20 protein-coding genes are annotated in these 20,848 nt (G+C 59.3%); 9 read left to right on the top strand and 11 right to left on the bottom strand.

The features are described from left to right. The first annotated feature begins 2 nt into the window (after positions 1-2). The 3 genes from ACR0MM_RS00410 (at position 3) to ACR0MM_RS00400 (ending at position 2,299) form a co-directional block, all read left to right on the top strand. Complete coding sequence (locus tag ACR0MM_RS00410; protein WP_480693795.1) at positions 3-893, top strand: NAD(P)-dependent oxidoreductase; 891 nt, start codon at positions 3-5, stop codon at positions 891-893. 11 nt (positions 894-904) lie between these two features. Further along, positions 905-1,768 carry a sugar phosphate isomerase/epimerase family protein gene (locus ACR0MM_RS00405; protein ID WP_480693793.1) on the top strand — a complete coding sequence of 288 codons (864 nt, stop codon included), beginning with the start codon at positions 905-907 and terminating at the stop codon, positions 1,766-1,768. Positions 1,769-1,879: 111 nt separating this feature from the next. Further along, the gene (locus ACR0MM_RS00400) at positions 1,880-2,299 is read left to right on the top strand and encodes a secondary thiamine-phosphate synthase enzyme YjbQ (protein WP_480693791.1); all 420 of its coding nucleotides are present in this window, start codon (positions 1,880-1,882) and stop codon (positions 2,297-2,299) included. 30 nt (positions 2,300-2,329) lie between these two features. Here ACR0MM_RS00400 and ACR0MM_RS00395 read toward each other — a convergent pair whose 3' ends face one another. The 8 genes from ACR0MM_RS00395 to ACR0MM_RS00360 form a co-directional block, all read right to left on the bottom strand. Next, the gene (locus ACR0MM_RS00395) at positions 2,330-3,100 is read right to left on the bottom strand and encodes an SDR family oxidoreductase (protein WP_480693789.1); all 771 of its coding nucleotides are present in this window, start codon (positions 3,098-3,100) and stop codon (positions 2,330-2,332) included. Next, positions 3,097-4,137 (bottom strand): zinc-dependent alcohol dehydrogenase, encoded by a 1,041-nt coding sequence (locus ACR0MM_RS00390; protein WP_480693787.1) that lies wholly within the window; start codon positions 4,135-4,137, stop codon positions 3,097-3,099. Before ACR0MM_RS00390 ends, ACR0MM_RS00395 begins: the two co-directional genes overlap by 4 nt. Beyond that, positions 4,134-5,234, bottom strand: a complete 1,101-nt coding sequence (locus ACR0MM_RS00385; RefSeq protein ID WP_480693785.1) for a mandelate racemase/muconate lactonizing enzyme family protein — start codon at positions 5,232-5,234, stop codon at positions 4,134-4,136. Before ACR0MM_RS00385 ends, ACR0MM_RS00390 begins: the two co-directional genes overlap by 4 nt. Beyond that, positions 5,231-6,229, bottom strand: coding sequence for an ABC transporter permease (locus ACR0MM_RS00380; protein ID WP_170357453.1), 999 nt, complete (start codon positions 6,227-6,229; stop codon positions 5,231-5,233). Before ACR0MM_RS00380 ends, ACR0MM_RS00385 begins: the two co-directional genes overlap by 4 nt. Before the next feature lie 3 nt (positions 6,230-6,232). After that, positions 6,233-7,210, bottom strand: coding sequence for an ABC transporter permease (locus ACR0MM_RS00375; RefSeq protein ID WP_480693783.1), 978 nt, complete (start codon positions 7,208-7,210; stop codon positions 6,233-6,235). Next, positions 7,195-8,730: a sugar ABC transporter ATP-binding protein gene (locus tag ACR0MM_RS00370; protein ID WP_244952397.1), complete on the bottom strand. Its 1,536-nt coding sequence runs from the start codon at positions 8,728-8,730 to the stop codon at positions 7,195-7,197. Before ACR0MM_RS00370 ends, ACR0MM_RS00375 begins: the two co-directional genes overlap by 16 nt. A gap of 67 nt (positions 8,731-8,797) precedes the next feature. Then, complete coding sequence (locus ACR0MM_RS00365) at positions 8,798-9,772, bottom strand: ABC transporter substrate-binding protein (protein WP_093961695.1); 975 nt, start codon at positions 9,770-9,772, stop codon at positions 8,798-8,800. Positions 9,773-9,827: 55 nt separating this feature from the next. Further along, positions 9,828-11,294: an aldehyde dehydrogenase family protein gene (locus ACR0MM_RS00360; RefSeq protein ID WP_480693781.1), complete on the bottom strand. Its 1,467-nt coding sequence runs from the start codon at positions 11,292-11,294 to the stop codon at positions 9,828-9,830. Between the two features lie 166 nt (positions 11,295-11,460). On the opposite strand from ACR0MM_RS00360, the gene ACR0MM_RS00355 reads away from it, so the two are divergent. Both ACR0MM_RS00355 and ACR0MM_RS00350 read left to right on the top strand, forming a co-directional pair. Next, positions 11,461-12,561, top strand: coding sequence for a LacI family DNA-binding transcriptional regulator (locus ACR0MM_RS00355; protein WP_254436530.1), 1,101 nt, complete (start codon positions 11,461-11,463; stop codon positions 12,559-12,561). Positions 12,562-12,571: 10 nt separating this feature from the next. Continuing rightward, the gene (locus ACR0MM_RS00350) at positions 12,572-14,209 is read left to right on the top strand and encodes a GMC family oxidoreductase (protein WP_480693779.1); all 1,638 of its coding nucleotides are present in this window, start codon (positions 12,572-12,574) and stop codon (positions 14,207-14,209) included. Positions 14,210-14,357: 148 nt separating this feature from the next. On the opposite strand, the gene ACR0MM_RS00345 is transcribed toward ACR0MM_RS00350, so the two are convergent. Beyond that, positions 14,358-14,669, bottom strand: coding sequence for a cupin domain-containing protein (locus tag ACR0MM_RS00345; RefSeq protein ID WP_260065552.1), 312 nt, complete (start codon positions 14,667-14,669; stop codon positions 14,358-14,360). A 35-nt stretch (positions 14,670-14,704) separates the two neighbouring features. Continuing rightward, positions 14,705-15,385 (bottom strand): GntR family transcriptional regulator, encoded by a 681-nt coding sequence (locus ACR0MM_RS00340; protein ID WP_260065550.1) that lies wholly within the window; start codon positions 15,383-15,385, stop codon positions 14,705-14,707. Positions 15,386-15,644: 259 nt separating this feature from the next. Here ACR0MM_RS00340 and ACR0MM_RS00335 point away from each other — a divergent pair, with 259 nt between their 5' ends. The 4 genes from ACR0MM_RS00335 to ACR0MM_RS00320 all read left to right on the top strand — a co-directional run bounded on the left by ACR0MM_RS00335 (position 15,645) and on the right by ACR0MM_RS00320 (position 19,359). Next, a complete protein-coding gene (locus tag ACR0MM_RS00335; protein ID WP_170437072.1) occupies positions 15,645-16,430 on the top strand; it encodes an SDR family NAD(P)-dependent oxidoreductase in 786 nt (261 codons plus the stop codon). Positions 16,431-16,482: 52 nt separating this feature from the next. Further along, positions 16,483-17,466 (top strand): TRAP transporter substrate-binding protein, encoded by a 984-nt coding sequence (locus ACR0MM_RS00330; RefSeq protein WP_170538261.1) that lies wholly within the window; start codon positions 16,483-16,485, stop codon positions 17,464-17,466. 114 nt (positions 17,467-17,580) lie between these two features. Beyond that, positions 17,581-18,069, top strand: a complete 489-nt coding sequence (locus ACR0MM_RS00325; RefSeq protein WP_254435497.1) for a TRAP transporter small permease — start codon at positions 17,581-17,583, stop codon at positions 18,067-18,069. Between the two features lie 9 nt (positions 18,070-18,078). Then, positions 18,079-19,359 carry a TRAP transporter large permease gene (locus ACR0MM_RS00320; RefSeq protein WP_170339264.1) on the top strand — a complete coding sequence of 427 codons (1,281 nt, stop codon included), beginning with the start codon at positions 18,079-18,081 and terminating at the stop codon, positions 19,357-19,359. A 181-nt stretch (positions 19,360-19,540) separates the two neighbouring features. Here the strand turns inward: ACR0MM_RS00320 and ACR0MM_RS00315 are convergent, their stop codons facing one another. Continuing rightward, the gene (locus ACR0MM_RS00315) at positions 19,541-20,797 is read right to left on the bottom strand and encodes an NADH:flavin oxidoreductase/NADH oxidase family protein (RefSeq protein WP_480693776.1); all 1,257 of its coding nucleotides are present in this window, start codon (positions 20,795-20,797) and stop codon (positions 19,541-19,543) included. Between the last annotated feature and the right edge of the window lie 51 nt (positions 20,798-20,848).

The raw sequence follows: 20,848 nt of genomic DNA, 5'->3' as shown, positions 1-20,848 counted from the left end.
AAATGAAAACAGCAGGTGTAATCGGTCTTGGCGACATGGGCAGCGGCCTTGCCAAGAACCTGATCAAGAATGGCTTTGAAACATCCGGTTTCGACCTGAGCGAGACGCGCATAACGGCATTTGCCGACATGGGCGGCCTGGCCAAGGACAGCGTGGGACAGGTCGGCCGCCACGCCGCCAGCGTGTTCGTCATGGTGATGAACGGAGATCAGGCCCGCGATGTCATTCTGGGCGAAGACGGACTGGTTGCGAACATGGCCGAAGGCGGAACTGTGATCCTGTCGGCGACCATTACCCCGGCCGAAGCAAGCGCTATCGGACAAGACATGGAGGGTTCGGGCATCCACCTGATCGACACTCCAGTCTCGGGTGGGTTTCCCGGCGCGCAGAACGGCACATTGACGATGATGGCTGCCGGTGCTTCGGATGTGCTGGACCAAAACGCCGAAGTCATGCAGGCAGTGTCGGCAACCATTCATCGGGTTGGAGAAAACGCCGGTGACGGGCAAACCGTGAAAGCCTGCCTGCAATCCCTTATCGGATCGATCTTTTCCGCCACATTCGAGGCTGCGGCCCTGGCGGCCAAAGCCGGTGTCAGCGGTCAAGCATTGCTTGACGTGTTCTCATCCTCCAGCGCGGGATGTGGTGTGGTGAAAACCGCCCTTGAAAACATCATTGATCGCAAGTTCGAAGCCACTGGCAGCCATATCGCAACCATGCACAAGGACCTGACGATTTCTCTCGCACTGGCGGGTGCGTTGGGCGTTCCGATGCATACAGCCTCGTCCGCAATGCAGATCTTTCACGCCGGAAAAACCAAATACCCGAACGGCGACAACTGGGTGTGTACCCGCGTCATCGAAGAGATCGTTGGCGCAGAATTGCATCGCTGAGGGGACCGGACATGAAACTAGGTGTGATTTGCGACGGCATTTCCCGCGATCTGCGTCATGCCGTGGACGTGATGGACGAATTCGGTCTGGACTATGCAGAGCTTCAGTTCGTAGGCGACACCGAGGTCGGGGACCATTCCCCGCAGGAAATTGCCGAGATCGACGCGCTCTTGCGCGACCGGGGCAAGCCTGTGTCCTGTCTGTCGCGCCATATCTTCGCGGGGATGACAGCTGCCAACAGGCCCGGTGACGAGCTGCACACCCGACACATGGACGCCTTGAAACGCGTGATCGACATGGCCCATGTCGTGGGGTCTCCGCTGGTTCGGATCATGACCCAACGAAAAGAGCAGATACTCTGGGGAAAAAACGGCGCCGAGAAGTGGAACGTCGCGCATGGGGTATGGGCCTCGATGCCGCCTCTGATCGCGCCGGCGGTTGAACTGGCCAGGGCTGAGGGCGTAACGCTTGTCGTGGAAACCGGAAACGGCACGCTGGTCAATTCCAACTATACCGCCCGCAAGCTGATTGACGAGTTGGATGCAAAGGATGCGTTGAAAGTTCTTTGGGACCCCGGAAACAACTGCTGGTGCCATGAACTGGCATACCCGGACGGTTACGAAGAACTGCGCGGCGGCTATCTGGGGCACATTCACATCAAGGACGTAAAGGTCGACACGCCACGGGCAACTCTGGAAGTGCGCCGCATGGGGGAAGGTCAGCTTGCGCCTCTGTTCCAACCCATCGCCGACGCGCTCAGATCCGACGGCTATGAAGGCGTGATTTCCTTCGAAAGCGTTTATCATCCCGGCAACGGAAATTTCGAAGATGGGTTTCGTCTGTGCATAGACAGGTTCAAAAGCCTGTTTGCGTGAAAGAAAGATATAGAGTGTTATTAATCAGATTCTTAGGCCTCAAAGTTGAATGCCGAATGGGGTGCGGAAAGCTGGGCGCATTCCCGCAAGATCAAGGAAAGGATCTGATGGATGAAGCAAGAGTTTTTTGAGTTGTCCATTGAAACGCCCGGTAAATCCCTCACCGACATCAGCGGGGTGGTTCAGCGTGCGGTTTCCGAACATGAGTTTGTCTCGGGCCTGCTGACCCTTTGGTGCGTCCACACGGGTGCTGCGCTGTTGTTCCAGGCCAATGCCGATCCCGAGGTGGTCAAGGATATCGAGACGTTCTTCGAAGAACTGGTCCCCAAATCACCAAGCAAATATCACCACCGCCCGAGTGAAGACGACAACGCGCCATCGCATCTGCGGGCGTTGTTGACGCAGACGCAGGTGTCGATCCCGGTCGAACAGGGACAGCTTCCGCTGGGTCGCGTACAAAGCCTGTACCTGTTCGAACATCGCGAGGCACCAAAGACACGGCGATTGAAGTTGCATTACATCGGGACGTGATGCCTTGGATCACATGGAAAGTTGACGGCGCTACCGCCCCATCCAACCCCCGTCGACAACAAGGATTTCACCGTTGACGTAGTCCGACGCTGCAGAAGCCAGAAAGACCACAGGTCCTGCAAAATCACCTGGCGTTCCCCAACGGCCCTGGGGTGTTCGTTCCAGAATCGACTTCGACCGAACCGGATCGTCCTGCAAGGCTTGGGTATTGTCGGTCGCGATATAGCCGGGGGCGATTGCATTCACGTTCACACCCTGCCCGGCCCACTCATTGGCCAAGGCCTTGGTCAGCTGTCCAATCCCGCCTTTCGAGGCCGCGTAGCCCGGCACGGTGATGCCGCCTTGAAACGTCAGTAGCGAGGCGGTGAAGATGATCTTGCCCGAGCCGCGCGCCAGCATGTCCTTGCCGATCTCTCGGGACAGAACGAACTGCGAGGACAGGTTGACCTCAATCACTTCGTCCCACCAGTCGTCCGGGTGTTCGGCGGCTGGCTTGCGTTTGATCGTGCCGGCATTGTTGACAAGTATATCAGGGGTTTGTCCGTCGGCCCTCAACTGATCAATGAACCCATGCAGCGCGGAGCGGTCCGAGAAGTCGCATTGGTAAGCCCGGAAACTGCGCCCCATCGCCGCGACGGCTTTTTCGACATCCGACCCGGACAGCTCGAGCGAGGCCGACACTCCGATGATATCAGCTCCGGCCGATGCCAATGCCTCGGCCATGCCGCGCCCGATGCCGCGTTTGCACCCGGTCACAAGTGCCGTTTTTCCCGTCAGGTCGAAACTCTGCAAAACACTCATGAACGCGGTCCTACTTCGATCAGGCTTTTCATTGCCGTTGGGCTGCGATCCAGTGCTTCGAACGCGGCCTGAATGTCTGCCAGAGGGCTGACGTCAGTGATCACGACATCCGCGTCCACTCCGCCCGAGGCGACAACTGCGATCGCCTTCTCGTAGTCCTCCGGCTCATAAACCCGAGCACCGATCAGTTGCAGCTCTCGCCAGAAGAATTGGAACAGGTCGATCTGGGGCTTTTGAGCATGGATCGCGACCATCACGATCCGGGCCCGCGTCGCGGCAACGGCGGTCATCGCATCAACACCGGGCTGCGTTCCCGATACCTCGAAAACCACATCCGCCCCTTTGTCGCCCGTGCGCGCGTTGATCGTGGTCACCAGATCGGTCTCGGTCGGGTTGATCGTATCAAAGCCAAGTTTTTCTGCGATCGCCAGACGGTTCGGATTCACTTCGGAAATCACGACGTTTCCGCCCGCGTCCCGCGCAACCATGGCAACCAGGATGCCGATCGGGCCACCGCCGATGACGACGACGTCCTCGCCAGGCTGCAGTCCAGACAGCCGCACATCGTGGCAAGCAACGGCGACCGGCTCGATCAGCGCCGCGTGATCCATGCGCAAGTCATCCGGTAGAACGTGCAAGGTGTGGGCCGGAACGGTCCAGATCTCTTGCATGGCACCATCGGTATCGAGGCCGAGAAACTTGAGGTTCTGGCAGATATGCTGATGCCCCCGTTTGCAGGCCGGGCATTCTCCGCAGTGATCCAGCGGTCGGACCACGACCTTCTGGCCGGGTTTTACCGTATCGACGCCCTCGCCCACCGCTTCGACGACACCGGACATCTCGTGCCCGATTACCCGGTTCAGACCGACACGGGCATCCATGTTGCCGTGATAGACATGCATATCCGTCCCGCAAATCCCGCAATACGCAACGCGAATGGCGGCCTCGCCGGGGCCCGGAGCAGCTGCCTGGGCCTGTTCCACGGCAAAGCTCTTGTTGCCCCTGTAGTACGCCGCAGAGATCGTCTGGGTCGTCATGTATGCATCTCCCTGTGTTCCGCATTCAGTTTGTCCCAGTCGAATTCCACTCCGGTCCCCGGCGTATCCGGGGCCACGGCCAGGCAGTCTTCCACGACAAGCGGACGGGTCGTGTACTGGTCTATCGGGAATGAGTGTACTTCCAGCCAACCCGCATTGGGTTGCGCAGAAACAAGGCTGACGTGCAGCTCCTGCATACCATGGCTACAAACCGGAATGCCGTGCTGGGCGCTTAGCGCGGCCACGCGCAACCAGCCGGTAATGCCGCCACAGTTTGAGGCATCGGGCTGAATGAAACTCAGCTTTGCGTCTTCGAAGGCGTACTCGAATTCGTGAATCGTGTGCAGGTTTTCACCCATGGCAAGGGGAACACCCGTGGCTTCGGCAATTCGGCCATAGCCTTTGTAGTCGTCTGGAATTGTCGGCTCCTCGAACCACAGGATATCGCAGTCGGCGAACCCTTGGGCGGCCTCGATGGCCTGCTCGACGCTCATGGAGTAGTTCGCGTCGACCATGAAGAACCGGTCCGGCCCCAGCATCTCGCGCACTGCCCGGGCACGTGCTAGATCGTCGGCCAGATTCGGTTGCCCAACCTTGATCTTGACGGCGTTGAACCCACGCGCAAGGTAGCCTTCGGTCTGGCGCAGCAATTTCTCCAGCGAGAAATTCAGGTCGATCCCGCCGGCATAGGCCTTGCACCGTTTGGACGCTCCGCCCGCCATTTGCCACAGCGGTGCATTCTGCGCTCTGCCACGAATGTCCCAAAGGGCAATATCCACGGCCGAGATGGCGAACGAGGCTATCCCACCCCGTGCGACGTAGTGCACGTGCCACTGCATGGCATCGTACAGGCTTTCGATCTGTTCCGCGTCTTGTCCTACAAGGAACGGTGCCAGATCATGCTGGATCATCGCCAAGATGGCATGACCGCCCTTGCCGCCCGTATAGGTATACCCAACCCCCTCGACCCCATCCGTCGTTTGAATGGTGACGGTGATCAATTGAAAGAACGTGTGATCCCCGTGTTTGGCATCGACCAGGACTTCGGCGAGCGGGACGTTGAACAGCCGCGCTGAAACACTTTCTATGCGATTCACGAACCCAAGACCTTCTGCTGCCTGGCAATAACCCGAGACTGTAAAAGGATGACCGCAAAAAGAAAGCCTCCACGTATGACCATCTGCCAATAGGCGCTGAAACTGATGGTGCCCTGACCGTTTTCAAAGTTCAGAACGTTGAACACCAGACCCAGCAAAAGCGCTCCGGCCACGGTTGCAGGGATCGACCCCATCCCACCTGTCAACAAGGTGCCGCCCACAACGACGGACGCGATGGCCGACAATTCCCATCCGATGCCCTCAAGGGGTTGTCCTGCTCCAAATCCCGAGGCCAGAAAGACGCCAGCCAGCCCGGCACAGCCACCCGAAAGCAGGTAGACGAAAGCCTTGGCGCGGTTCACCTTCAGACCCATGAGGTTCGAGGCATCCTCGCTGCCACCGATCGCCAAGACGGTCCGCCCGATGGTTGTTCTTTCCAGCACCAGCCAAAGTGCCAGCGTCAGTCCGGCCACGATGACGATTGCCCATGGAAACAGGCCGAACGCCTGCCCCATACCAAGCTTGGTGAAGTTCGACCCCCAATCGACCGAAATTGTCTGGGCGCCCGAAATCACCAATGCGCCGCCTTTTGCGGCCAGCATGGTGGCCAGCGTGGCGATGAAAGGCGGGATGCGAAGGACGATGATGCAAAAGGCGTTGATCGCTCCGAAACCAATCCCGGCAAGCACGGCCCCCGGCAGGGCAACCTGAATCCCGTATGGGCTGAGATAAGCCGCAACGACCGACGTAAAGGCCGCCACGGATCCAACCGACAGATCAATCCCGCCGGTCATGATCACGAAGCACATGCCCAGCGCAATCGCGATGAACATCGCGTTGTAGTTCAGGAAAGACGAGAAGTTGTAGGCGCTGCCAAAGTTGTCATAGCGCATCAGCCCGAACAGAATCAAAGCCAGCAGTGCGATCCACACCGTCACCGAGGCCGAATTGCGCCGAAGGTACTTTCGCAGGTCAAAAGCCGTTTCATCCAACATCGATCAAGCCCTCCGGAACTGCTGGACCCAAACGGCCAGGATTATGATGACGGCTTTGGCGATCAGTGCAACTTCGTCCTCTACCCCGTTGGCCAACAATGTATATTTGACCAACTGGATGATCACGGCACCCAGAATGGCGCCAAAGATCGGCGCCCGCCCGCCTTGCAAAAGAGCCCCGCCAACGACAGCGGCCGCGATGGCATCAAGCTCCATCAGATTGCCGTTGCGCGCGGCGTCCGAGGCCGAGTTGATCGCAACCACGATCAGACCGGCCAGGCCTGCAAGCACCGCGCAGATGACATAGGCCCCGATCTTGACCCGCCGGACGGGACCACCCGCCAGATAGGCCGCACGTTCATTGCCGCCGATCGCCAGCAGGTAGCGGCCCCAAGTGGTTCTGGTGATCACCCAAAACAGCACACAGGCAATCGCCAGCGCCAGCCACCCCTGGAACGGCAAGCCAAGCACCTTGCCGGTTCCAAGATAACTGAATGAAGGGTTGGAAAATGTCTGCAGGTTCCCGTTCGTCAAGACTTGGGCAATACCCCGACCAGAGATGAAGAGAATGAGCGTCGCAACGATGGGCTGCACGTTCAACACAGCAACCATCACGCCGTTGAATACCCCGCATAAACCCGCGACGAGCAGCGGCAGGACAATGGCCAAAGTGACGCCAAGCATCGGATTGGCGGCGCCCAGATCCGACAGAAAGATCAGTGGAGCCAGCGCCCCGGCCAAAGCCATGACCGCGCCAACCGACAGATCGATCCCACCCGTGGCGATGACCAGCGTCATGCCCATGGCCACTATGGCGATCGTGGCAACCTGACTGATATTCACGAACAGGGTCTGCAGCTGCAGAAAATTGGGGGTGAAAAACGCGTTGAACACCAGCAGGGCGATCAACGCGGCGATGCCGCCATGAAAGCGGAAGGGCATCGATGCGACCCGTTGCGGCAACTTCATTGCGCGGTCCATGAACCAGTTCCTTCTTCATGATGCGCAAGCGCGCGCACCAGTATATTCTCGGTAATCCCGGGGTTGGTCAGTTCCTTGACCGAGCGCCCCTCGTGCATGACCACGATGCGGTCAGCGCCTTCCACCAGTTCTTCGAATTCCGAACTGATGAGGACAACGCCGAACCCCTTTTCGACATAAGACCGAATGAAAGATTGGATCTCTCGCTTGGCGCCGACATCCACGCCTCGGGTCGGCTCGTCGAGTATCAGGATGTCGGGCTGTGTCGCCAGCCAACGGGCAAGAAGCACCTTCTGCTGGTTGCCGCCGGACAACTCGCGAATGGGTTGGTCCATATGCGCCGCCTTGATGCCCAGGTCGTCGATGAAGGCCTGAACGATCTCGCGCTCGCGGGCAAAGTCGATCTGACCACGGCTGGCCAGTTTCGGCAGCAGGGCCAGCGTCATGTTCTCGCGCACGGACATGTCAGGAATGATCCCTTCGGCCTTGCGATCTTCGGTCAGAAAGCCGACCCCGTTTGCGATCGCGTCACCCGGTCCGGACGGTTGCCCGACCGCACCGTGCAGCTCGATTGCGCCGCTGCGGGCCCCGTCCACACCGAACAACGCGCGCGCAGCCTCTGTCCGGCCAGAGCCCAGAAGCCCGCCCAGCCCAACGATCTCCCCGCGGTGGAGCGTGAGGTCGAAATGCGTCAGTCGCGGGCCTGTCGAGACAGAGACAGCCCGCAAAACGATATCGCCTTTCTTGGCCTTAGCGCCGGCGAAGTCCGTGAGCCCGTCTGCCGCGATCTCGTCCTTGTTGCGGCCCAGCATGTCCGCGATCATTTCCAGTTTGGTCGTGTCCTGCACGTTGCGCGTGCTGACTGTGCGGCCGTCTCGCATCGTTGTGACCCGGTCGCAGATCTGGAACAGCTCATCGAGAAAATGCGAGACATACAGGACGGAAACGCCCTGTTTCTTTAACTCGCGCACCACACCGAACAGAACCTCGACCTCGCTGGCATCCAATGACGAGGTGGGTTCGTCCATGATGACCAGCTTTGCGTCCAATGACACAGCCCGCGCAATCGCAACCAATTGCTGGATCGCCGTCGAGAAATTTCCCAGCGGCTCGGTCACGTCGATATCTATGCCAAAGCGCGCAAGAACCTCGCGTGCGCGCCTGTTGCCTTCGCGCCAGTCGACCAGAAAGCCAAGACGTTTGGGCTCGTACCCCATGATGATGTTCTCGGTCACTGACCGCAGCGGCACCAGGTTGAGCTCTTGATAGATCGTGGCAATTCCGGATTCCTGCGCTTCGCGCGGAGTGGAGATGCGGCTCGGCACACCCGCCAGATGCACGTCGCCGGCATCCCGGTCGTAAACTCCGGTCAGGACCTTGATCATCGTCGATTTGCCGGCACCGTTCTGACCGATCAGCGCATGAACTTCGCCCGGTGCGATCTCCAGGCTGGCCTGGCTGAGTGCCGGTACGCCGGCAAAGGACTTTTCAATTCCCGACATCGAGACGAGCGCATTCATGAGATGTCTTCCTCCGATTGCTTGCAGGCGGCGCCGACCACAGGCCAGCACCACCCACCAGGGAGAATCAATAGGCTTCGTCGATGTGATCGGCCGCGTTGTCCTTGGTAAAGATGCGATCTTCGACTTTCACCCATTCCGGGATCGTCTCGCCAGCCGCGTATTTCTTCATGACTTCACAGGCCAGTGGGCCGAAGAAGGGCGAGCTTTCGACCGTGACGCCCATCTTGCCGTCGATGATGGCCTGAAGCGCATCGCGTGTCCCGTCGATCGACACGATGGTCACGTCCTCGCCGGGTTTGCGGCCGGCCAGTTCCAGAGCCTGGATCGCACCAATCGCCATCTCGTCATTGTGGGCGTAGACCACGTTCACGTCAGGATGCGCCTGCAGCAGGGTTTCCATCACCTGACGACCCAGGTCGCGCGCAAAGTCCCCGGTCTGAGACGCCACGATTTCAAAACGGTCATCCGCTGCGATCGCGTCGTCGAAGCCCTTTTTGCGGTCATTTGCAGGCGAGGAACCTGTCGTGCCTTCCAACTGTACGATGATGCCTTTGTCGCCCTCGAAATTTTCCATCAGCCATTGCGCGGCCCGGTTGCCCTGATCAATGAAGTCCGATCCAAGGAATGCCACGAAATGTTCGCCCGGCTTGGCGACGGCCGGATCAACCGAGCGGTCCACCAGAAAGGTCGGAATGCCGGCGGCACGGGCCTTCATAACGGCCGGGATCAACGGCTTTTCTTCCCGCGGGGGCAGGAACAGGACGTCGATGCCTTGCGCGATCATGCTGTCCACATCCGCAACCTGCTTGGCCGCAGATCCGGCCGCATCCGTCGCGATAAGATCCCAGCCGCAGGCCTCTGCCGTGTCATGGAACGATTTCGTCTCGGCAATGCGCCAGGGATTGTTCGACTCCATCTGCGCAAAGCCGACCTTGTAGCGATCTTTCTGCTCAAGCGGCGGCAGATCCTGTGCCATCGCCGTGGTGCCCAACAGCGCACCTGCGACAACCGTCGAGATCAAAAGAGTTCTGCGTTTCATGGTTATTCCTCCTCCATTGGTGCGGTCGCCTCCGTTTTGACCGCGAGTTTTCAGGTCATGCCCAATTCATGTAAGTCGTCTGTTTCCTCAGATAGCCATCGAAGCCATAGGCGCCGTCTTCGCCCCCAACCCCCGACAGCCCCCAACCAGTGTGAAACCCCTGTACGGCCTCGCCATTCGAACGGTTCATGTACAGTTCGCCGAACTTCAAACGGCTCGGGGCCTCCATCAATCGGCGGTGTGACGCCGTAAAGAGATAGGCGGACAGCCCGAATGACGTGTCATTCGCAAAGGCTATCGCCTGATCAAAATCATCGACCCGCATGGCTGTCGCCACGGGGCCAAAGACCTCCTCCTGCATCGCGGCATTGCCGTTGTCGGAGACCTCAAGAACGGTCGGGGACATCCAGTGCCCTTTGCCGTGCGCGCCGTCCGTCAAAGGCCCACCTTCGAGATGCACCGTGGCACCCTCTGCGATGCTGCGTTGGATGATTTCGGCGACCTTGGTCACTTCGACCTTGCTGACTTTGGGCCCCAGGTCGCAGTCCTCCATCGGATCCCCGATCGACAATGCGCGGGCTTCTGACACGAATTTTTCCAAGAATTGATCTGCAATGCCGCGATGCAGATACATACGCTCGTTGCAGGTGCAGATCTGGCCGCAATTGGCAAACCGGGCGGCAATGGCGGCCGAAACGGCGGCGTCAACATCCGCATCCTCCATCACGATGAACGGAGCCTTGCCCCCAAGCTCGAGCCGGACAACCTTGATCCGGTCGGCCGCTGTGCGAAAAATCTCTTTCCCGGCGCGCGTGCTGCCGGTCATCGTGATCAGCGACGTATCGGGGTGTTCGACCAACCGCTGCCCAACCACCGGCCCTTTCCCCGTAAGAACATTCAGAACTCCGGGCGGAAAGCCGACCTTGTCCGCAAGTTCGGCAATCGCAAGACCCGACAGCGGCGTGATTTCATGCCCCAACAAAACAACGGTGTTGCCCGCGACCAGCGCTGGCCCGATTTTTCTGGCGGCCAATGCCAAGGGATAGTTCCAGGCCGTCAGCGCAACGACAACCCCATAGGGATGGCGCCGAATCTGGATTTCTTCAGACCTGTTGTCCGAGGCCACTATGTCACCCGAAATCCGCCGGGCTTCTTCTGCTGCATAGCACAGGAAGGTGACGGCAGCATCCACTTCACCTCGGGCCTGCGAGATCGGCTTGCCCTGCTCGGCTGTGATCAAAGCAGCCAGACGCGCGGCGTCGACCCGAATGGCCTCGGCGAGCGCTCGGACCATTTGCGCCCGCTCGATCGCCGGGCGCGCAGACCACGCGGCAAAAGCCCCGCGGGCTGCCTCGACCGCTGCATCGGCATGCATGGCACCACCATCTGGAACCTGCGCTACGATCTCTTCATTTGCGGGGTTTTCGACATCGACCGCATCCGCGTCAAAGTCGGCAAAGCGGCCATCGATGAACATCGAATGGCGAACGACTTGACCCAACTCCCCCACTACAGACCGCAATTTAGCCTCCCGCGCTTGCTCGGCCAGACCACAATGGCGACCGCACCGCCGATCAAAACACTAATAATATTATTTCGTCAACACTAATATTAATTATCATCTACTAATATTAGTTGCACGCCCTCCGCATAGTCGATAAAAAGGATGCGAACAAAAAGGTTGAGCGATGAACGATCAAGCGAACAAAGCCGGGCAGCACAGGGGTGTAGGACGAGTCGCGGGCCGGCAGCGCGTAACGATGCACGACATTGCGCGCGTCGCCGGGTGCTCACAGACGACAGTATCGCTGGTTCTCAACAAGAATGATTCCGTCAAGATCTCCGAGGATACCAAGCAACGGGTCCTGGATGCCGCCAACACGCTTGGATACGCCATGCCCTCTCAACTCAGGAAACCCCAGGACAGCGCGCGCCGGCCCGCGGCGCTGGACGGAACCATAGCTTTCGTCGTGGATGATCTGGCGTCGAGCCCCGAGATGGTGAACGCGTTCAACGGGGTGAAACAGGCCGTTCGGGACACCGGAAACCTTGTGTTGCTGGCCGAAACACAAAACGACCCCGAGGTCGAGCCCAGAACGCTGAGGTATTTCCTCGACCAACAGGTTGCAGGCATCATCTACGCGACCGTTTTTACGCGACGGGTGGTCGTGCCGGAGATCCTCAGGCAGACGGCCACTCCGGTTCTGCTGTTGAACTGCTTTTGCGACGACCTCTCTTTTCCTGCGGTGATCCCCGGCGAAGTCGCTGCCGGACATACGGCGACCAACGCCCTGATCAAGGCCGGGCACAAACGAATTGCCACCATCACCGGCGAGCCGTTCATGGAATGCGCCGCCGGGCGTACGACCGGGTACAGAAACGCCCTGGCTTCCGCCGACATCCCATTTGACGAGGATTTGGTCATCGAGGGCAACTGGCTGCCCAGCGCAGGCTACGCCGCCACGCGCGAATTGATGGACCTGCCCTCTCCGCCAACCGCCATTTTCTGCCAGAATGACCGCATGGCCATCGGCTGCTATGAGGCTCTCAAGGAACTTGGCCTGTCCATCCCCGAGGACATTTCAGTCATCGGATTTGACGATGACGAAACCGCGCGGCACCTGTCGCCGCCCCTGACGTCGATGATCCTTCCCACCCGGGCGATGGGACGCTGGGTCGTCGAACAGCTGTTCCATGGACCGACGGACGGTCAGCGGCATCCACTCGTGAAGCTGGAATGCGAACTGGTCGAGCGCGACTCGATCAGCGAGCCCAAACGCCGGACCTGAAGGCGAAATCATGACGGAAACCTTCGATCACATCGTCATCGGCGGCGGCTCGGCCGGCGCCGCGGCAGCAGCGCGGCTGGTCAACAAAGGCAAGTGCAGGGTTCTGGTGCTGGAGGCGGGGCATTCGCATCGCCATCCACTGCTGGACATGCCGCCGGGTATCTTCAAGATGATCAACGGGTCCAAGTTCATGACCTACCACCAGACCGAACCGCAGGACCACCTGGACGGCCGCGTGCATGACATTCCGCAGGCCAACGTTCTGGGCGGCGGGTCGTCGGTGAATGCGCAGGTCTATATGCGCGGTCGGCCTTCTGACTATGACGCATGGAACGACCTGCTGCGACAGACCAACGACGGGGTCGGCTGGGGATGGGACGATGTGCTGCCTTATTTCCGCAGGATGGAAGGCAACAACAGGCTGCACAACGACCTGCACGGCAGCGACGGTCCGGTCCAGGTCTCGGATCCGGGGCATATCGACGACATGTCCCGTTGGTTCGTTCAGTCTGTGCAGGCCCTTGGCGAACCATTCAACACGGACTTCAACGGCGCAAGCCAGCGCGGCGTCGGGTTCTATCAGTTCACCAATCGCGCCGGAAAGCGCAGCTCGTCAGCTTACGCTTTCCTCGCTCCTCTCGAGACGGACCCGAATTTGACCATCCGGCTGGGCGCAAAAGTCAGCAAAATCATCATCGAAAACGACCGGGCCGTCGGCGTGCAGTATCGAGACAAACGCGGGTCCCACACCGTCCGATGTGATGGTGAGGTTGTGCTTGCGGCTGGTGCCCTGGTCACGCCGAAAATTCTAATGCTGTCGGGTATCGGACCGGATGCACATCTTGCCGAACACGATATTCCCGTGGTCTGCCCATTGCCCGGGGTCGGCCAAAACCTGATCGACCACCCCGAAGTTCCGATCACCGCCTTTGCCAACGGCCCTTACGGATATTTCAAACAAGGTGAGGGCTGGCGGATGCTGCGCAACGGTATTCAGTTCAAGCTGTTCGGCAGCGGCCCGGTGACTTCGGCCGGGGTCGAAGCCGGCGCGTTCGTCAATCCGTCGAACCCTGATGGAGAACCAACCATTCAGGCCTTTTGCGTTCCCATCGTCTATCTGGATCGCGACGCGCTTGACGAGGTGCAGGATGACTTTGGCCTGACCGTTACGACCGTCGTAGTCAAACCGAAATCACGCGGAGAGGTTCGGCTTCGCTCGGCAGACCCCGACGCCATGCCAGTAGTTTCGCCCAACCTTCTTAAGAATGAAGACGATATGCAGGAGATGATCCGGGGGCAGAGTTTCTTTCGTCGAGCATTCACCTCGGGCCCGCTTGCGCAAAGGATCCGCGAAATTGTCATTCCGACAGCGGACGACGACCAGACGCTGCGAGCACACTGCAAACGGTTCGTGAAAACCAACTATCACCCGGCGGGCACTGCCAGAATGGGCCGTGACGGTGATGGAATGGCCGTGCTGGACCCCAGAATGCGCGTGCGCGGGGTCGAGAGCTTGCGGGTGTGCGACATGTCCGCCGTGCCGGACATCAACGCCGGCAACACAAACGCACCTGCGATGATGCTGGGCGAACGATGCGCCGACCTGATCCTTGGCATTGGATCAGCACGTGAGGACCGCAATTCCTAGCCCAAGCTGCGGGGCCGCTGTCGGTTGATCCGATTTCCGGCGCAATGATATGCCCCCTGCCCGACCCGTTTCGCCGAAAAACAGGTTAACCGGCCTCATGGGGTCAAGGTAATCGCGGGCCACGGCAAGCGCGTTCGCGGATTGCGCCTTACAGAAAGTCGTCCCGCCTGGGCGTGAAACAGTCGATCAACTCTCCGGCCGCCAGGCAAACGCAACCATGGCTTACGCCGGACGGAATGATCAGGCTGTCACCGGGCCCCAGCTCTCGCTCCTGATCTCCGATGACGAAATTGAACCGCCCGGACCGCACAAATGTCGACTGCACATGCGGGTGGTCGTGCAGTGCGCCTTCGGCACCTTTCTCAAAGCGGAAGGACACCATCATGAGGTCTTCGTGATCTGCCAAGATCTGGCGCATGACGCCCGGCGCGGGCGACACAATCGGATAGCTATTGGTCATGATGCAGTGTCCTCGGTCGGGTGGCGGCGTTCATTTCACTCGAAATACTCGGCATGTTTCGCGTGAACCTCTTCGATGGTCTTGTCGATACGGCCCAGATGACGGCGAATGGTTTCGCTCGCCACCGCCTCGTCGCGGTCTGCAAGCGCCTTGGCCAGCGCCACATGATCCCGAACCAGAGTCTCGGCCTCGCTCTCGCGCCCAAGGCTCAGAACGCACAGGCGGTCGATCTTTCTTTTGCATTCCTGAATCGTGTCGAAGGCCAGCGGGTTGCCGCTCAGCTCGCAAATCAACCGGTGAAAGTCGTAGTCGAGTTGATGAAACTCTTCGGCCTCTTTCCTTGAAACCACGTCTTTCTGCCGCTTGAGGTTGTCTTCCAGCAACTTCGAGTACTCGGGCCTCCAGACCTGGCATGCAGCGCGCACCACCTCCAACTCGACGGCCAGGCGAACAAAGCGTGCATGACCGATCCGTTCCATTGAAAAGCTGCGGACCCGAGTGGCTTTCTGAGGACGGATCAGCAGCAAATCCTGCGCCTCGAGCCTGTTGAAAGCATCGCGGACCGGCTGCCTGGACACCTCAAACTTCTTTGCGATGTCTGCTTCGGACAGTTTCGTCCCCGGCAGAATTTCAAGCGAAACGATCGCCTCGTACAGGCTCTCATAAACGATGTCAGTGGTTGTGCGCCGCTCGATCTTGTCCGTAATACTTTGCATTTCCTGCCTTTTTCTGCGCGTGACCAACTCGGGTGGTTTTTCGTAGCTCGAGGCCCCTCCCTCGATACTCGTCAGTGTATCTCCAGCCAATTGATTTGGCACGCACCGTGCGATGCCTTTTGTGATCCCCAAACAAAGTTGTTGACAATACTAGTATCCTAGTCGACTAAAATACGCAACACTGCTTCATGCCCGTTCGAACTCAAAGATCGGAACGGGCGCGCCGGCAGGCTGACCGGGTATCCAAAGGGACAAGAGAATGACCGAATTGAACGCTGAACAGATTGGCCTGACCCGGGACCTTGCAGGGAAGGTTGCGATCGTGACCGGCGGCGGACGGGACATCGGCCGTGCCTGCGTTCTGAAACTGGCCGAGGCCGGAGCATCGGTCGCAATCAACTATCACAGCTCATCCACGGGTGCAGAGTCTGCGGTCCAGGAGATTACGGCTGCCGGCGGTCAGGCGATTGCCGTACAGGGCGACATGACGTCAGGCGCGGATGTGGACAGGCTGGTCTCAGAAACGATTGCCGCTTTCGGGCCCCGGATCGACATTCTTGTCCACGTGACCGGAGGGTTGGTGGCCCGAAAGACCCTGTCCGATATGGACATGGACCACTGGCGTTACGTTATGGACCTGAACACCACTTCTTTTGCCCGCGCCGTTCAGTCGGTGTTGCCGCACATGAAAAAAGGCGGCGCGATCGTCGGGTTCGCCAGTCAGGCGGGTCGTGACGGCGGTGGTCCAGGCGCGGTCGCCTATGCGGCCTCGAAGGGGGCGGTCATGACGATGACACGTGGGCTGGCCAAGGAACTGGGGCCCGAGATCCGGATCAATTCGGTTTGCCCGGGCATGATCGACACAGACTTCCACAATGTCTTCACCAAGACCGAAGTCCGAACCAACGTGGCCAGCGCCACACCGCTGAAACGCGAAGGCACGTCCGAGGATGTGGCAAACCTCGTCGCGTTTCTGGCCTCGGACGCCGCCGCATTCATTACGGGCGCGAACATCGACATCAACGGAGGCCTGCTCTTTTCATAGCCGGCTCCGACCGATCACCAAAAAACATCTGTCTGCTTCTAGGGAGGAAAGCATGAACACCAAACTTACAAAAACACTGATCGGCGCCGCAGCCATGGTCGTCATGACCGGCAGCGCATCTTTGGCCAAGGATTGGCGCGGGTGGAACATCCACGCAGACGGCTACCCGAATACTGTCGCGATGGACAAATTCGCCGAACTGGTCACCGAAAAGACCGGCGGTGAAATCAACCTGCAAATGTTCCACGGCGGCACATTGGGCAGCCAGCCCGATGCGGTCGAACAGGTCCGCGCTGGCGCTCTTGAGGTCGGAAATTTCAACCTTGGCCCAATAGGACCGATTGTCGCCGAGGCAAATGTCGTTTCACTGCCCTTCATCTTCAAGGACGTCCCTCACATGTTCCGCGTTCTGGACAGCGAGGGCGGTGCCGCGATCGCGGCCGGTATGGCAGCCAAGGGTTTGACCCCACTTGCCTGGTATGACGCCGGCGCCCGCTCCTTCTACAACGGGACCAAGCCGATCAATACCCCGGCCGATGTCCAGGGCATGAAAGTGCGGGTCATGAACAACGATCTGTTCACCGGCATGATTGCCGAACTTGGCGGCAACCCGTCGCCCATGGCCTTCGCCGAGGTCTATCAGGCCCTGAAGACCGGGGTCGTCGATGGCGCCGAGAACAACTGGCCGTCTTACGAGTCAACCGGCCATTTCGAGGTTGCCGGCTATTACTCGCTGTCCCAGCACCTGATCATTCCTGAATGCGTTTGCGTCAACACCGACAAATTCAACGCCTTGTCGCCCGAACTGCAGGCCGCAGTCAGAGAGGCGGCGCAAGAGTCCGCCGAGTTGCAGCGGCAATTGTGGGCCGAACGTGAAGCGGCCAGCCGCGCGGCGGTCGAGGCTGCGGGTGTGGTAGTGAACGAAGTGGCCGACAAAGCGCCGTTCCAGGCCGCGATGGCCCCGGTCTACGAGGCCTATTTCGCAACCAACCCTGACCTCCGCCCGTTGGTTGAAACCATCCAGGCGACCGAGTGATCGAACCGTATCGGATCTGATACCGTCCGGCCCTTCCAATGCGGGGCCGGACATCTGATCAAGAGTTTCAGGCTTATGAGCAATACATCTCCGCCCCCGTCCTCAGTGCGCACAATGGTCAGGATCCTCGACGGCATCGCCGATGCATGCCGGATCGTGACCGGTGTCGCGCTGGTCGTGGTCACCGTCATTTTCGGCTGGCTCGTCTTCGGCCGCTACGTCCTGAACGCAACGCCAACGTGGGTCGAGCAGGTCGCCCTGCTGCTGGTCATGACGATCGCGTTCATCGGAGCGGCTGTCGGTGTGCACGACAACACGCATTTGTCCGTGTCTCTCGTGCGCTCGGTCGTTCCGCGGCGAGTCAGGACGGCTCTGGTCGTTTGCACGGATGTGATCATGGCCGGATTCGGCGCTCTGATGCTGGTGTTCGGGGCGCGGCTTACGATGTTCAAATGGGGGTCGCTCATCCCCCTGATCCAGGTTCCAGAAGGCTTGCGGTCATTGCCCCTGACCATTGGCGGGGGCCTTATCCTTGTGTTTTCCGTTGGTCACCTGATCCGCCTCTGCGTCGGTTTTGACGAGCGAAAAGACAGCATCGAATAGAGGCGGATCATGGGAATTCTTCTTTTGCTTGGCGTCTTCGCCCTGTGTGTACTGATCGGAACACCCGTGGCCTTCGCCTTGGGCATTGCCGCCATCTCGGCCTTCTGGTTCGAAGGTTTGCCGCTGATGATCGGGTTCCAGCGGATCATCTCGGGCATCAACGTTTTCTCGTTGATGGCAATCCCGTTCTTCATCTTCGCCGGCGAACTGATGTTCCACGGCGGGATCGCCATGCGTCTGGTGCGGTTCGCGTCAGCCGCGGTCGGCGCCGTTCGTGGGGGCTTGGGCATCGTGAATGTGTTTTCGTCGATGTTGTTTGGTGGAATTTCCGGATCGGCCATCGCCGACATATCTGCTCTCGGCTCAATTCTTGTTCCCGTGATGAAGGAGAAAGGCTACGACGCGGATTATGCGGTCAATGTGACGGTCACGTCGTCGATCGCAGGGATCATCATCCCTCCCAGCCACAACATGATCATCTTCGCCATTGCGGCGGGGGGCGGCATTTCGATCTCAAAGCTTTTCCTCGCGGGTGTAGTTCCGGGCGTGTTGATGTGCCTCTGCCTAGCCGTCGCCGCGTATCTTGTTGCGGTGCGCCGAGGGTATCAGGCCGAAACCTTTCCGGGCTGGAAGGCTCTGGTCATCAGCTTTCTCAGCGCGATCCCCGGGCTGCTGACTGCCGTGATCATCGTCGGAGGTGTCCTGTCAGGCATCTTCACGGTCACCGAATCCGGGGCGTTCGGCGCCATCTATGCCTTTGTCGTCACGCTCGTGGTCTACCGGAGCATCACCTGGGACAAGTTCTGCATCGCGGTTGCGTCGGCCGTCCGCACGACGGCCATGGTCATGATCCTGATCGCCTGCGCGGGTGCCTTTGCCTACATGCTGACCTTCTACAGAGTGCCGGACAAAACGGTGGATCTGCTGACAGGCCTGACGGAAAACCCGATCCTTATCCTGCTGATGATCAATGCGGTCTTGTTGCTTCTGGGCATGATCATGGACATGGCGGCCCTGATCCTGATCTGCACGCCGATCTTCCTGCCGGTTGCCAACAGCCTTGGTATTGATCCCCTGCAGTTCGGAATGATCTTGCTGGTGAATCTGGGCCTGGGACTGTGCACCCCTCCTGTTGGCTCCTGCCTGTTTGTCGGCTGCGCCGTTGGCAAACTGCCGATGGAAAAGGCGGTTCGGACGATATGGCCCTTTTACCTGGCAATTCTGGTCGCTCTGATGCTGATCACCTTTGTGCCCGCGATCTCGCTGACCCTGCCAGGGTTGCTTGGTTAGAAGCGGCGAGCAGGCAAAAATTCGGGCGCAACCTGTGTAAGGTTGCGCCCATTTCCAACTCTGGCGGCAACGGCAGAAACACCTGCGGTCGGCGCCGGAAGCCAAGCGTCAAAGGCGCCGCCACACGGTGATTACCCGCACAAACGCCGTTGGATCCCTGCTTTATGCGTCCCTGACCACATTATGCTCGGGCATCGCGCCAGGAACGGTAACGTTTCGTCCATCGCTTCGCCCGCATCTGATTTCGCATCAGCGCAAGAAACGCCGAGTGCGGTACCTTCGGTGGCTTGCCATTTGCCAGTCGTTCAAGCTGGAAATACGCCAGAACCATCGAGGCGAACCCGGCCAGCCTTTTGTTTTCCCAAGACACTTCCGGGATATTGACCGACTCTGATTTGCCATTCCGCCAGTTTTCGACAAGATCAGGTTCGAAGGCCATCGCGCGGGCCACCCCCAGAACCGAGACGCCAACCCCGCCCCGGTTGTTGGCCAATGCATCCTCGGCAACAGCCCGAGAGCGAATGCCGCCGGTCACCATGATCGGCATTTTCGCGTCAGCAGCGATCTCCCGCGCGAAGTCTACAAAATAGGCTTCGCGCCGGGCCGTGCTGGAGCCATCCTCCTGCCTGCCCTGCATGGCCGGACTCTCATAGGAACCGCCGGACAATTCGACCAGATCAATAGCCATATCGCCAAGTTGGTTGACCACCCATTTGGCATCATCCTGCCCAAATCCACCTTTCTGAAAATCAGCCGAGTTCAGCTTCACCGAAACGGTGAAACCCTTGGACACGCTGGCCCGGATCGCGCGCACGACCTCAAACAGGAAACGCACCCTATTCTCCAAAGAGCCGCCCCAATGGTCGGTACGGCGATTGGTCAAGGGCGATAGAAACTGGCTGATAAGATAGCCGTGGGCGGCATGTATCTGAACGCCGTCAAATCCTGCTTCTTCGGCCAACGCAGCTGTTCGAGCAAAACGGGAAATCAGGTCTTGAATTTCGGCCTCGGTCAGGGCCCGCGGCGGGTTGAAGTTTTTGGACATACCGGGGATCTCGACCGGAACGTCGGAGGCCGACACCGTTTCTTCGCCCAGGCTCGCCAGGACCTGACGACCGGGATGATTGATCTGCATCCAGATTGCTCCGCCGCGCATCTGCCCTGCCTCGGCCCATTCCCGGAAAGGCGCAAGATCAGTTCCGTCTTCCAGAACCACGCTGGCGGGGCCGGACAGCGCATCAGCCGAGACCATTACATTTCCAGTAATCAACAAGCCCGCGCCGCCCGCAGCCCAGCGGCGATAAAGCCGGTGAATTTTCTCGTCTGGCACCTGCCCGAAAGCCGCCAGGCTTTCTTCCATTGCAGCTTTTGCCAGACGGTTTCTGAGAACCGCCCCGTTTGGCAATGTGAGCGGTTCAAACAGCGGTGAAACAGTCATCTTGGGATCCTTTTCTTCTCGATCCCAGGTGATATAAACCTTCGACAATGG

Source organism: Ruegeria sp. BC6 (assembly GCF_056539185.1).
Note: the sequence above shows the minus strand (reverse complement) of the source record. Positions and strands in the feature narration are given on the sequence as shown.